The sequence below is a fragment of the Anabaenopsis sp. FSS-46 genome, assembly GCF_029891665.1.
Classification (GTDB): Bacteria; Cyanobacteriota; Cyanobacteriia; order Cyanobacteriales; family Nostocaceae; genus Anabaenopsis; species Anabaenopsis arnoldii.
In genome coordinates this window covers 49,323-62,475 of record NZ_JANQDG010000102.1, presented here as the reverse complement: position 1 = coordinate 62,475, position 13,153 = coordinate 49,323, and the positions used below count along the sequence as shown (strand labels likewise).

Genomic DNA, 13,153 nt, shown 5'->3' with positions numbered 1-13,153 from the left:
GAAGCTAGACCCAGCGCGGATGCAGTTAATTTCAGGGTTTGTAGATGTCTATCTCAATTTGAATGGGACTGAAGAGGAATTATTTCAGGTGACGGCGAATAATATGGGATTATTACAGGAGGAAAAATATATGGAAATTGTTACCAGTTGGGAACGCAAAGCTCGCCAAGAAGGTATTCAAGAAGCACAGGAAACCATCGCCATTAATTTACTCCGCAGGGGTATGGGTGCAGAAGAAACTAGAGAAATTACAGGTTTAAGTTTAGAGCGGGTGCGGGAGTTACAAAGGGGGTTACAACAGGATAATTGATACAGCGCATTACTAAAAGGGGAAGGTCTCTACTGAAAAAATGAGATACAATTATTATTGCTGTTTCCGGTGCTGGGTGATTTGATGCGGGTGAGTTTTGCTATGTTGGGGGTGTTTTGGGGATGAGTCAAAACATTAAAATAAAACTTTTTAAAGTTGCATCAATATTTAACGGAAAAACACCATCAAGATTAGAACAACGAATCAATGGGTATCCCGTTCTTAAAATTAAAGATGTGTCAGAAGATGGTAACTTTGGTGGTGTTTTTGAATCCTTTGTTGATTTAGAGCTTGCTGATAAATTTGCTACAAAAAAAATTGTAAGTGGAGATATTCTGATTCTCAACGCTGCTCACAATGCAGATTATGTAGGAAAAAAAATATACAAAACAGAACCTTGTGTTGAAGGTGCGTTAGCTACTGGTGAATGGATGATAATTCGCGCAGATGCTGCTGTTATAGATTTTCGGTATCTGTACTATTGGCTTTTGAGTGGACAAACTAAGTACAATATACGTCATTTAGTGAAAGGAATTCATCTTTACCCTAAAGATGTCGCTAAACTTGAAATACCCCTACCACCCCTAGAAGAACAGCGACGTATTGCTGCAATATTAGATAAAGCTGACGATATTCGCCGGAAACGAAAACAGGCGATCGCACTGACAGAAGAATTATTGCGATCGACTTTCTTAGATATGTTCGGCGACCCTGTTACTAATCCTAAAGGGTGGCCATATTGCAATTTAAGCGAATTACTCTCTATTGTTTCAGGACAGATTAATCCACAAGCTGATCCTTATGTAAATATGCAGCACATAGGGTGCGAAAATATACACGCTAATACTGGGCAAATTATTGGGGTTAAAACTCCAAAAGAACTCAAACTACATAGCGGTAAGTATTTATTTGAACCAACTGATGTATTATACTCAAAAATACGACCCTATCTAAATAAAGTGACCATTCCTGGTTTTACAGGTGTTTGTAGTGCAGATATTTATCCTCTTCGTGTCAAAGAATCGAAACTTGACCAACGATTTCTTGTTTATATGCTGCGTTCTAATCTTTTTCTAACATATGCAGAAAAGCATTCTACACGTACAAATATCCCAAAAATTAATCGCCTAGCACTACTTAACTTTAATTTTCCGTATCCACCATTGACACTACAAAAACAATTTTCAGTAATTTATAGTAAAGTCGATAGTTTGAGAAATAGAATTGAGTATAGTTGTCAAGACTTAGATAACCTATTCAACTCTCTACTACAAAAAGCCTTTAGAGGAGAACTATAGAGTTCAGATCCGGTACTTTTTGAGAAGTCCGTGATATTTGCGGGTTCTGTGTATTGTTAAGATGGGAAAAAAGCCAAATTTTCACACATGACCACTCTGCAAGATACTTTACCCCTAATTACCATCGCCCAAAAAACCCGCCAAGCAGCGAGTAAATTGGCAATTCTGGATACAGAAGCCAAAAATCAAGCCTTAGAAGCCATAGCCCAGGCTCTAGAATTAGCTAAAGATGAAATTATACAAGCAAATATAGCCGATTGTCAAGCAGCTACAGCCGCCGGTATCGCCAAACCACTATATAAACGCTTACAGTTAGATGAACATAAACTAAGAGATGCGATCGCCGGGGTGCGAGATGTGGCTAAACTACCAGATCCGGTGGGAACTGTGCAAATTCACCGAGAACTAGATACTGGTTTAGTTCTCAAGCGGGTCACTTGTCCCCTGGGGGTGTTGGGGATTATTTTTGAAGCGCGTCCAGAAGCAGCAATTCAAATTGTCTCCTTAGCAATCAAATCAGGTAACGGTGTGATTCTCAAAGGTGGAAAAGAGGCGATCGCTTCTTGTGAAGCTATAGTTAAAGCCATTAAACAGGGATTATCTCACACTGCGGTTAACTCCGATGCGGTGCAGTTATTAACAACTAGAGAAGAAACCCGAGAACTTTTAAACTTAGATAAATATGTAGATTTAATTATTCCCAGGGGTTCCAATTCCTTTGTGCAATTCGTCCAGAATAACACACGCATCCCCGTATTAGGACACGCCGACGGAATTTGTCATTTATATATAGACAAGGCTGCGGATCTGAGTAAAGCTATTACAGTCAGTGTTGATGCTAAAATTCAATATGCTGCCGCTTGTAACGCCATTGAAACTCTATTAATCCATCAATCTGTTGCTGGGGAATTTCTCCCCAAAATTGCCGCAGATTTGGCAGGCGCAGAGGTAGAATTAAGGGGCGATGACCGCACTTTAGAGATTATACCCCATATTGCCAGGGCGATCGCCACAGACTGGGAAACAGAATACAGCGATTTGATTTTAGCAATTAAAATTGTAGACTCCATAGAACAGGCGATCGCCCATATTAACGAGTATGGTTCCCGCCATACTGAGGCCATTATCACAGAAGACCCAACAGCGGTAGAAACCTTTTTTGGACTGGTAAACGCAGCGGGTGTATTTCACAACTGTTCTACCCGCTTCGCTGATGGTTTTCGCTACGGTTTCGGGGCAGAAGTAGGTATAAGTACGCAACAGATGCCCCCCCGTGGACCCGTTGGTTTAGAAGGGTTAGTTACCTATAAATATCAGATGACCGGTAACGGTCATATAGTAGCTAATTACACCGGAGCCAATGCTAAACCCTTTACCCATAAAAACTTAGAGTAAAAACCCACAGATAACTGATCTATGTTGATCTGTGCGCTGGGGTAGACAATTTATTAAATATAGCCTTTCTCCCTATTCCCTATTCCCTCTATTCCCTATTCCCCCTGTTCCGGTGTTCCGGTGTTCCCTGTTCCCTATAACTAATAACTTTCGGTACAATACAAAAGCCTCAACGTTTTTCCTCAATATCATGGGCAATACCTTCGGAAATTTATTTCGTATTACTACATTTGGCGAGTCCCACGGCGGTGGTGTGGGAGTGATAATTGACGGTTGTCCCCCTCAATTAGAAATTTCTCCCGCAGAAATTCAACTAGAACTAGACAGGAGAAAACCCGGACAAAGTAAAATTACCACACCCCGCAAAGAAGCCGATACCTGCGAAATTTTATCTGGAGTATTTGAGGGTAAAACCTTGGGAACACCCATCGCCATGATGGTGCGCAACAAAGACACCCGACCCCAAGACTACGACGAGATGGCGCAAAAGTATCGCCCCTCCCATGCTGATGCAACTTATGATGCTAAGTATGGTATTCGCAATTGGCAAGGAGGGGGGAGATCCTCCGCCCGTGAGACAATAGGGAGAGTGGCCGCAGGTGCGATCGCCAAAAAAATCCTCCGTCAAGTTGCTAATATTGAAATCATCGGCTACGTCAAGCGGATCAAAGACTTAGAAGCGGTGATTGATTCCAACACCGTCACCTTAGAACAAGTAGAAAGTAACATAGTCCGCTGTCCCGATAGCGAGTCAGCAGAACGGATGATTTCATTAATTGAGCAAATTGGTAGAGATGGTAATTCAATTGGCGGTGTAGTAGAATGTGTAGCTCGCAACGTTCCCAAAGGCTTAGGGGAACCAGTCTTTGATAAATTAGAAGCGGATATCGCTAAAGGTGTGATGTCTCTCCCCGCTAGCAAAGGTTTTGAAATTGGCTCAGGTTTTGAGGGGACTTTGTTAAGTGGGATTGAACACAACGACGAATTTTATATAGATGACAGTGGAGAAATTCGCACCGTCACCAACCGTTCAGGGGGTATTCAAGGGGGAATTTCCAACGGTGAAAATATTATCTTGCGAGTTGCATTTAAACCCACGGCCACCATTAGAAAGGAGCAAAAAACAGTTACCCAAGCAGGGGAAGAAACTGTTTTAGCTGCAAAGGGAAGACATGACCCCTGTGTATTACCCCGAGCAGTACCCATGGTAGAGGCGATGGTGGCTTTAGTCCTGTGTGACCATTTGTTACGCCATCATGGACAATGTAAATTGTTGTCATAAATAGGAGTTTTAGATAACCGACTTCTTCAAGAAGTCGGTTATATTGAATAATTCCTAGACTTCATAGTAAATTGTTAAAAAGTCTTGTCCTCGTCTATCAATACCACCAGATAAATGTCCTAGTTTCTTAGAGGAGGTTTGTTGATACAAGTAATTAAAACTGTGAGCATTAATGCCATAATGCTGGCGCATCTTACCCAAATAATTATAAATATCTTGTAAGGGGATGTTAGCTTTATAAAAATTTAAATCAAAGGATTTACGGGGATTATTTTCTTCACTTACCTCTAGATAAATAAAGGGATTATCATTAACCCTGTCAGCAGCAAAATTGATTAGCTCCTGGACTATTTTACCCGGATGAGAGTGATTATAACCCTGATAAATAGATGATATCCTGTTTAAAATCTCTGCTACGGAAAGCAAAGGATAGCAGGTATATGTAGATATAACTCCCTTGGTATTGTCTAGGGCGTTCCATTTAAACCCTAAACCCAGAAGATGGGTTTCGGTTTTATGAGATTTACTTTTGAGATCCTTAACCATTTCATCCCAAAATTCTAAATATACTTTATAAATACAACTGACTTCATTACCTTCAAAACCAAAATATACTACACTTGCCTGAGATAAATTCTGCTGAAATATTTGTAAATATTTATCTGGTATATCCATCTGTTTGCAGAAATATAAAAACTTATCCCTCAAGTTGTCTGCTGCTTGTATTGCCAATATAAAGCGATTTTTATGTAGTCCATTTTTAGTAATTTTCCAAGATGCTTCTAAACGGAATTGCAAATTGAGATATTCTAAGGTATCAAAGATTAAATAGGCTTTTTGATCTATTAGTTGTTGTGACATATAAGTATATTTTTATCGCCTGATGGTTATATAATGACAAAAAATTAACTATTAAGTATGGATTCTATCACACTGTTAGGACTATGTGCGGCTGTTTTAACAACTAGCGCTTTTTTACCCCAAATGGTGAAAACCTGGAAAAGTAAGTCAGCTAAAGATGTCTCTTACCTGATGTTGGTTACGTTTATGAGTGGTCTTTTTTTATGGTTGGTTTATGGAATATATCTGAAATCTTTACCGATTATCCTGGCTAATAGTATCAGTTTCTGTTTCAACTTCATCATTCTATCCCTTAAAATTAAGTATAGATAAACCTTTAAAATTAAGCTCCTACTCCCCAATTACCTATTAATATGACTGTATTTGCCTCAGAACGCCTATTATTCACCCCCACAAACCCTAACAGCGATGCAATCCCGCTGATTTTTGCTTTTCCCAATGAGTATACAGTGGGTATTACTAGTCTGGGTTATCAGGTGGTTTGGGCAACTTTGGCGACCCGTGAGGATGTACAAGTCAGTCGCTTATTTACTGATATCCAGGAAGCACTCCCTAGAAACCCGGAAATTTTGGGTTTTTCCATTTCCTGGGAACTGGATTATGTGAATATTTTAAATTTACTGGAATCTTTAGATGTTCCCATTCGCGCTCACTCCCGTAATGATTCCCATCCCCTGGTTTTTGGTGGCGGTCCGGTACTGACTGCTAACCCGGAACCTTTTGCAGACTTCTTTGATGTGATTTTACTCGGTGATGGGGAACATCTGCTGACTAATTTCATTGAGACTTATAAACAGGTGAGAAACGCTCCTAGGGTAACTCAACTCCAAGCACTGGCCCAAGTCCCAGGAATTTATGTTCCTAGTTTGTATGAGGTGGAATATCACGGTAAAGATGGGGTGGTGAAGTCGATTACACCGATTTTACCGGAAGTTCCCCCGGTGGTGCAAAAGCAAACTTACCGCGGTAATGTTCTGTCCCGGTCTACTGTGGTCACACAAAAGGCGGCATGGGAAAATATTTACATGGTGGAGGTGGTGCGCAGCTGTCCGGAAATGTGTCGCTTTTGTCTTGCGAGTTATCTGACTTTACCTTTTAGAACAGCTAGCTTAGAAGCTTCTTTAATTCCCGCTATTGAACAGGGGTTAGCAGTGACTAACCGCTTGGGGTTGTTGGGGGCTTCGGTAACTCAACATCCGGAGTTTGAGGAGCTGCTAAACTATATTAGTCAGCCGAAATATGATCATGTGCGGTTGAGTATCGCCTCGGTGCGCACTAATACGGTGACGGTACAGCTGGCGGAAACTTTAGCTAAAAGGGACACGCGATCGCTGACTATTGCTGTAGAAACGGGTTCAGATCGACTGCGCCAAATCATCAACAAAAAGCTGCATAATGATCAAATCATCCAAGCTGCCATCAATGCCAAGGCTGGAGGATTAAAAGCTTTGAAACTTTATGGTATGGTGGGTATCCCCGGCGAAGAACCGGAAGATTTAGAGGCCACTGTGTCTATGATGGCTAATGTTAAAAAAGCTGCCCCTGGTCTGCGGTTAACATTGGGATGCAGTACCTTTGTACCCAAGGCACATACACCTTTTCAATGGTTTGGGGTCAATCAGCAAGCAGAGAAGCGGTTACAGATGCTACAGAAAAAACTCAAACCCCAGGGGATAGACTTTCGCCCAGAAAGTTATAATTGGTCAATTATACAAGCTTTGTTGTCCAGAGGCGATCGCCGGTTGTCCCAACTTCTAGAATTAACCCGTGAGTTTGGGGATTCTTTGGGTAGCTACAAACGTGCATTTAAGCAACTCAAAGGGCAAATACCCGACTTAGAATTTTACGTTTACAGCAACTGGTCAACAGAGCAAATTTTACCCTGGAATCACTTGCAAGGACCACTCCCACATTCTACACTACTAAAGCACTTAGCAGAAGCTACAAGTCAATTCAAATAAATGCAAAACACTGCTGAATACTACTGCGCTTATTGCGGCGAACCAAACTTAACTTTTATCGATTTGAGTGCTGGGTCACAACAATCTTATGTAGAAGACTGTCAGGTGTGCTGTCACCCGAATATTTTGTATGTGCGCCTTGATGAGGATACCCTAGATATTGAAATTGATACTGACTGCGAAGGTTAGATTTTAGGTTGTTTTGGCCATGCTGCACTTTCAACATTCCTCCATCATTAATGCACCCCCCGAAGTAGTGTGGAAATTCCACGAAAGACCAGATATCTTGCAATTACTCACGCCACCTTGGCAACCTGTAAAAGTAGTCCGTCGGGAAGGGGGGTTAGAAGTAGGTGCTGTTACTGAATTTCGCCTGTTTTTGGGACCATTACCTTTAACTTGGTTAGCTCGTCACACTGAATGTCAGAAAAACCGCCTGTTTATTGATGAACAGATATCGGGACCTTTTGAGTCTTGGGTACATCGCCATGAGTTTGTGGCGGAAAATGGTAAAACTAAGCTTACTGATGATATTTCTTTCTGTTTGCCTGGTGGTAGTACAGTAGAGATGATGAGTGGCTGGCTAGTACAAGCTCAACTTGAAGCTATGTTTCGATACCGTCATTATATCACTAACCGGGAGTGTGAGTCAAGATAATAGGTGAGGATTAACCGCCGTGATTTCAGGGTAACGCAGGAAATCACTAATATTAGGTGTGTCCTGACCTTTTACACATAATTTATTGTCAAATTATGTGTAATACTATTTAAGGTATCTTAATATTTAAACATATTTACTAAATGTCATAAATATTAATACTGTTGACTTGCCAAATACGAGCAGTTACTGCTTGTTGTCATGGCTACATGAATTATACGCGGAGTAAAAGCGTGTTCCAGTTAGAACCACTACCATTACCTGATAAAAAAATCAGTACCACGGCAGCAGTGAGCAGTAAATTCCTGTTTAGGGGTATTTTGGTTGCGATCGCGATTATGACTATATGGGCTATCAGTCTGGGTGTGTTACTTTATATTGATATATCCCAGTGGAAAATCTGGCTCTTATTGCCAATGATACTTTGGCAAACATTTTTATATACGGGATTATTTATTACAGCCCATGATGCCATGCATGGGGTAATTTTTCCCAAAAATCTGAAAATCAACCATTTTATTGGTTCATTGTGCCTATTTCTGTATGGGCTGTTATCCTATCCCAAGCTGTTAAAAAAGCACTGGTTACACCACCATAATCCAGCCACAGCTAAGGATCCAGATTTTCATAATGGTAAATATAAGAACTTCTTAGCTTGGTATTTATACTTTATGAAAGGTTACTGGAGTTGGGGACAAATCATCACATTAATGATTATTTATAACTTAGGAAAATATATCGGACATCTGCCAGAGGATAACCTCAATTATTTTTGGGTAATTCCCTCAATCTTAAGTTCCCTACAATTATTCTATTTTGGCACCTTTCTACCCCATAGTGAACCCCTAGGAGGTTATCAAAACCCCCATCGTTCCCAAACTATTAGCCGTCCTATTTGGTGGTCATTTATCACTTGCTACCATTTTGGTTACCATTACGAACATCACGAATACCCCCATCTTCCTTGGTGGCAACTACCTCAAATGTATCAGGTATTTAATTCTGGTAACGAGGGACGCACAGATAAATAAATTAAGGGTCCCAATAAGGGAATTAAAGCTATTAACCAGAAAAATCCCCGATTTTTCACACCCCGACGCGCCATATCATCCCCCAGTAATGTGGGAAATAACAGACAAAGTAAGCAGAAATCTAAACTCATCACATGAATGAAACGGCTACTTTGCCACTGGTGTATAAAATTTTCCCCTTCTCCTTGGAAACCATAGGCGAAGAGAATCACCACGACGATAGTTAAAATCACACCAGTCACAGGGGAATCTAGGAACTTGAGCAAGAGAGTCTTTTTCCCAGAGAACTCCGGATTGGGTGAGCGTAAAGCTAAATACGGTAACACAGCAAAAGCCCCAACAGCAAAAGATGCGGCTGCAAAAGGCCAAGCAGGGATTTTTTGACCCGTACCATCATTTAAAAGTACTGCACTATAAATTACAGGCCAGATGCCCATGAGGTTAAATAATGCTATGACTAGGGGGTTAATATCTTGCCATTGTCCCAGGGAAAGTTTTTGAATTAACTCCCAAGTATCAGGGTGATCAGGGGGAGCAAAAATAAAAGCATAGCTGAGAAATCCCAGCCATAGTAAACCAAAACCAATTTTTCTGAGCATCATCAACCACAAAATTAACTAAAAGCCTCTGAAAGGTAATCAGCAGCAGCAGTTACAACTGCGATCGCACTTTCATAGTCCAGGCGTGTAGGTCCTAATACTCCCACACTCCCTACAGGTAGCATACCCCGGCGATAGGTAGAAGAAATTAAAGTACAGGTGCGGATCGGCTCCAGGGGGTTTTCTGTACCGATGCGGACTGTTACCTTAGACTTACCCATTTCTGGGGTTTCCGGTTCAGCAAAGATTAACGGCCACAGTTGCTCTTGTTCTTCTTCAAGCAAGTGGATAATGGTTTGTACTTGCTGTAATTGAGAAAATTCCGGCTGACGCAAAACTTCCGCCACACCCCTAACCACAATTTGGGTTGTAGTTGGTGTCATATGGCTACGAGTGAACTCTGTGACCGAATCTTTCAAGAATTGACCATAGCGTTGGAACTCTTGATCTAATTCACTCCAGTCGAGGGTAGTTAATTCTAACAGACTGCGCCCCCGCAAGTGGGTATTCAAAAAATTAGAGACTATCTGTAATTCATGGTCTATTTTCTCTGGGTCAACTTTGGCTTCTTCCCCTGGGGGGCATAAATTGATTAGTTTGGAATGGGTTTCATAAGCATCTGTTACCATAATCAGCATGATCTTGTTGGCTTCAATTTGCATTAATTGCAGATGTCGCACAATTGCCATAGTGGTTTGGGGCATGGTAATTAAACTAATACAGCCGCTGACTGTGGCTAAAATTTGCGCAGCACCTTGTAATACCGCTTCCAAACTCCAATCTTCCCAATGCAGGCGATTTTGTAGGGCCAGTTCTACCTCTTTTGCTAAAATATCCGCTCGCGTAGCATCTCGAAAAGAAGGTGTAATTAACTGGTCAACATAAATACGATAGCCGGAATCTGAGGGTATGCGTCCAGCGGATGTGTGTGGTTGGTAAAGTAATCCTGATTTTTCTAACACACCCATGACATTGCGAATTGTGGCTGAACTCACACCGAGGTCATACTCATCAAGCAAGGCTTTTGAACCTACTGGCTCCGCAGTGGCGATGTAATGACGTACTGTTGCCCAAAGTATATGCTGTTGTCGATTCGTTAACTGGACTTGCATAGGGTATGTTTGGCTGAAGGCAGATTTAAAAGTGGAAAAAAAAGGGTTTTAAAAGCAAAAAATCTGAATAATAGTTAATTAATGTAGCAGAATATCTAATTAGTTCAGTTTATTTTGCACTTGATTATTTAAGTATTATTGCATCTCGGTTTGGGATAATATGTAGTATAAATTACTTTTACCCAAAAGCCATATGTATGCTTAATTAGTGACATCTCAGACGGTATGATCTTGAGAGTAGCATTGCGGCGATGTGATCATCAGTTACACCCGGGCAATGCTATCTGGAAATCTTTTAATATTGGGGAATAGAGGAATCAACTAAGATAGAGTAGGCATCTATACCACCAGTAATATTCTTAACATTTGTAAAACCTTGAGCAACTAGCCACTGGCACATTTGTCCGGAGCGAATACCGTGGTGACATAACACAAGGGTTTCAGCGTGGGGATTAAACATGGTGGCGACTTGGTCACTCCAGTCCCCAAATTCGCTCAAGGGGAGATTCACAAACCCGTCAATCCTAGCAGTTGCTATTTCTTGGGGTTCGCGCACATCTATTAACTGAATACTTGGATCACCAGAAGACAGACGCAGCGCCAGTTCCTCTACACTAATTGGAGTAATGAGTTGACCAGAAGGATTCCCTGTCATGAGATTTTTGTAAACAACCTATACCCTTTATGGTGACAGAAAATTTTTTTCCTGACATCAGCATCTATTCCCTAGGGAGTAGTAAAACCAAGTTAAACAAATAAAAGCACTGTCAATATGTCTAATGTCAATAGCCAACGCTCATTTTTTGGTTTTTTGGTAGCTGGGGCGATCGCACTAGTAATTATAGCCATAGGGTTATTTTACTGGTTTTTCGCCAAGACACCAGTTAACCTTGTTACTTCTACCTCTGAACCCCAGTCCGCTATATTCGTCTCCAAAGTAGCGCCAGTGATGGTGTCGTTACTAAATAATCCTGAGCGCCTGTGGGAGCGTCAAGGACAATTATCCCAACTCAAAACCAGTTTATTAGCTAAGACTGACATAGATTACAAACAAGATATTAAACCGTGGCTAGGTAATGAAATTACCCTGGCGGTGACTACCACAGATATTGACCGCGACCCAGAAAACGGACAGCAACCAGGGTATCTGATGGCACTAGCAACCAAGAAACCAGAAACCAGCCGGGAGTTTTTAGAGTTATTATTTTCTCGGCGGGTATTGGCTGGGGCTAACTTGGAGGTAGAGAAATATGCAGGGGTAAAGCTGCTATCTGATTCTAGTTCCCAGGTAAATGCTTTGTCTGCTGCGGTGGTGGATGACTTTGTATTATTTGCTAATGATGCGAAGGTGCTACGAGACGCAATTAATAACGTCCAAGCTCCTGATTTGAATTTGTCTAGTTCCTCGCGCTACCAAAAAGCGCTACAACAGCTACCTAAAGCTACCCTAGCTACGGCTTTTCTCAATCTTCCCGCTGTGGCTGCATGGCAAGGTTTAGAATTACCAGCAGCAACCTTTGATAGCCAACTTATTTCTTTGTCTTTACATCCCCAAGGACTTTTAGCAGAAAGTAACTTTCTGACTGACTCGGAAATTATGCCGGTTTCTGCTCCCCTGAGTCAAAATGTAGGGGCGTTAGCATATATACCAGATGGGGTTGGGTTGGTGATTTCTGGTACTAATTTAAATAATTTGCCCAACAGTGATTTAGGTCAACTCTGGAAACAAGCAACAACGGCTGTTTTTGCTTCCGGGACTGATGCTATTTCCAGCTGGGGAAAACCATTAGAAAATCTGGGAGTGAAGACCGAGGATATTTTTAGTTGGGTAAAGGGAGAATATGCTTTAGCTGTTTTACCTCATCCTGGAGTCGGGGGGGTTAATTGGGTGTTTGTGGTGGAAAAATTAGAGGATGTCCCAGGGGGTATTGCTCGTTTAGATACCATCGCCTCCGAGCAAGGGTTGAGTGTAAGTTCTTTTAACTGGAATCAAAAAACTGTCTTTGCTTGGGCTGAGTTAACTCCTACACAAACCGATACCCCAGAAGGTCTATCATTTAATATTGAGGCTCAAGTAAGGGGAGTACATACCAATGAAGGCAATTATGAAATCTTTGCTTCTAATTTAGAAACTTTAGCCCCATTAATCACAACTAAGAACGCTGCTATGATTGGCGATCGCCATTTCCAAGATAGTATTGCCGGTATTCCCCAACCCAATCAAGGGTATGTATATCTGGATTGGACTAAAAGCCGCACCCTCCTAGAGCGTCAATTACCCAGTTTGCAGTTAGTAGAAATAGTAGGTAAGTCTTTTTGGCAAAAGCTGCGATCGCTGACTCTCAGTAGTTACAGTCAGGAGAAAGGATTGGTCAAAACCGGGGTATTATTCCGATTTTTGGATTAATTGATTTTCAAATATGCTATAATACCCTATATGATGGCTGTTTAACAGTTGCTGTCGGAGGTCTACCCTCCACCTCCCCAGGGAGAGCAGCAACCTAAACACAGAGTCGTTAGTAACGCCTCAGAGTGGGAAAAACTTCCATACATAATAGCGGCTAGATTAGTCGTTTGGCTTGTGGACTGGTTACCCCCCACATTTCCAGGATGAAGCCAGAAGAAAACCCAAGCAATTGTTAACAT

General features: G+C 41.5%; 13 protein-coding genes and 1 pseudogene. 10 read left to right on the top strand and 4 right to left on the bottom strand.

Annotated elements, in window-relative coordinates:
* The 4 genes and pseudogenes from NWP21_RS12055 to aroC all read left to right on the top strand — a co-directional run.
* Window positions 1-310 (top strand): annotated as a pseudogene (locus NWP21_RS12055) (hypothetical protein); the annotation flags it as partial.
* A gap of 122 nt (window positions 311-432) precedes the next feature.
* The gene (locus NWP21_RS12050; RefSeq protein WP_280792892.1) at window positions 433-1,608 is read left to right on the top strand and encodes a restriction endonuclease subunit S; all 1,176 of its coding nucleotides are present in this window, start codon (window positions 433-435) and stop codon (window positions 1,606-1,608) included.
* Window positions 1,609-1,695: 87 nt separating this feature from the next.
* Window positions 1,696-3,003 (top strand): glutamate-5-semialdehyde dehydrogenase, encoded by a 1,308-nt coding sequence (locus NWP21_RS12045; protein ID WP_280792891.1) that lies wholly within the window; start codon window positions 1,696-1,698, stop codon window positions 3,001-3,003.
* Between the two features lie 190 nt (window positions 3,004-3,193).
* On the top strand, window positions 3,194-4,285 hold the full coding sequence (gene aroC, locus NWP21_RS12040) for a chorismate synthase (protein ID WP_280792890.1): 1,092 nt from the start codon (window positions 3,194-3,196) through the stop codon (window positions 4,283-4,285).
* A 54-nt stretch (window positions 4,286-4,339) separates the two neighbouring features.
* On the opposite strand, the gene NWP21_RS12035 is transcribed toward aroC, so the two are convergent.
* Window positions 4,340-5,146 carry a hypothetical protein gene (locus NWP21_RS12035; protein ID WP_280792889.1) on the bottom strand — a complete coding sequence of 269 codons (807 nt, stop codon included), beginning with the start codon at window positions 5,144-5,146 and terminating at the stop codon, window positions 4,340-4,342.
* 57 nt (window positions 5,147-5,203) lie between these two features.
* Between NWP21_RS12035 and NWP21_RS12030 the strand changes: the two genes are divergently transcribed.
* The 5 genes from NWP21_RS12030 to crtW all read left to right on the top strand — a co-directional run bounded on the left by NWP21_RS12030 (window position 5,204) and on the right by crtW (window position 8,796).
* Window positions 5,204-5,458 carry a SemiSWEET transporter gene (locus NWP21_RS12030; RefSeq protein ID WP_271734209.1) on the top strand — a complete coding sequence of 85 codons (255 nt, stop codon included), beginning with the start codon at window positions 5,204-5,206 and terminating at the stop codon, window positions 5,456-5,458.
* 35 nt (window positions 5,459-5,493) lie between these two features.
* Window positions 5,494-7,107 carry a radical SAM protein gene (locus NWP21_RS12025; protein ID WP_280792895.1) on the top strand — a complete coding sequence of 538 codons (1,614 nt, stop codon included), beginning with the start codon at window positions 5,494-5,496 and terminating at the stop codon, window positions 7,105-7,107.
* Window positions 7,108-7,296: a CPXCG motif-containing cysteine-rich protein gene (locus tag NWP21_RS12020; RefSeq protein WP_280792888.1), complete on the top strand. Its 189-nt coding sequence runs from the start codon at window positions 7,108-7,110 to the stop codon at window positions 7,294-7,296. It begins immediately after the preceding gene.
* Window positions 7,297-7,315: 19 nt separating this feature from the next.
* Window positions 7,316-7,765 (top strand): SRPBCC family protein, encoded by a 450-nt coding sequence (locus tag NWP21_RS12015; RefSeq protein ID WP_280792887.1) that lies wholly within the window; start codon window positions 7,316-7,318, stop codon window positions 7,763-7,765.
* A 233-nt stretch (window positions 7,766-7,998) separates the two neighbouring features.
* Window positions 7,999-8,796 (top strand): beta-carotene ketolase CrtW, encoded by a 798-nt coding sequence (crtW, locus tag NWP21_RS12010; RefSeq protein WP_280792886.1) that lies wholly within the window; start codon window positions 7,999-8,001, stop codon window positions 8,794-8,796.
* Here the strand turns inward: crtW and NWP21_RS12005 are convergent.
* The 3 genes from NWP21_RS12005 to NWP21_RS11995 all read right to left on the bottom strand — a co-directional run bounded on the left by NWP21_RS12005 (window position 8,754) and on the right by NWP21_RS11995 (window position 11,162).
* Window positions 8,754-9,395, bottom strand: coding sequence for a DUF2834 domain-containing protein (locus NWP21_RS12005; protein WP_280792894.1), 642 nt, complete (start codon window positions 9,393-9,395; stop codon window positions 8,754-8,756). The two genes, crtW and NWP21_RS12005, sit on opposite strands and share 43 nt — an antisense overlap.
* 14 nt (window positions 9,396-9,409) lie before the next feature.
* Window positions 9,410-10,507, bottom strand: coding sequence for a heat-inducible transcriptional repressor HrcA (hrcA, locus tag NWP21_RS12000; RefSeq protein ID WP_280792885.1), 1,098 nt, complete (start codon window positions 10,505-10,507; stop codon window positions 9,410-9,412).
* A gap of 295 nt (window positions 10,508-10,802) precedes the next feature.
* Window positions 10,803-11,162 carry a rhodanese-like domain-containing protein gene (locus NWP21_RS11995; protein WP_280792884.1) on the bottom strand — a complete coding sequence of 120 codons (360 nt, stop codon included), beginning with the start codon at window positions 11,160-11,162 and terminating at the stop codon, window positions 10,803-10,805.
* A 117-nt stretch (window positions 11,163-11,279) separates the two neighbouring features.
* Between NWP21_RS11995 and NWP21_RS11990 the strand changes: the two genes are divergently transcribed.
* Window positions 11,280-12,914 (top strand): DUF3352 domain-containing protein, encoded by a 1,635-nt coding sequence (locus NWP21_RS11990; protein WP_280792883.1) that lies wholly within the window; start codon window positions 11,280-11,282, stop codon window positions 12,912-12,914.
* The last annotated feature ends 239 nt before the right edge of the window (window positions 12,915-13,153 follow it).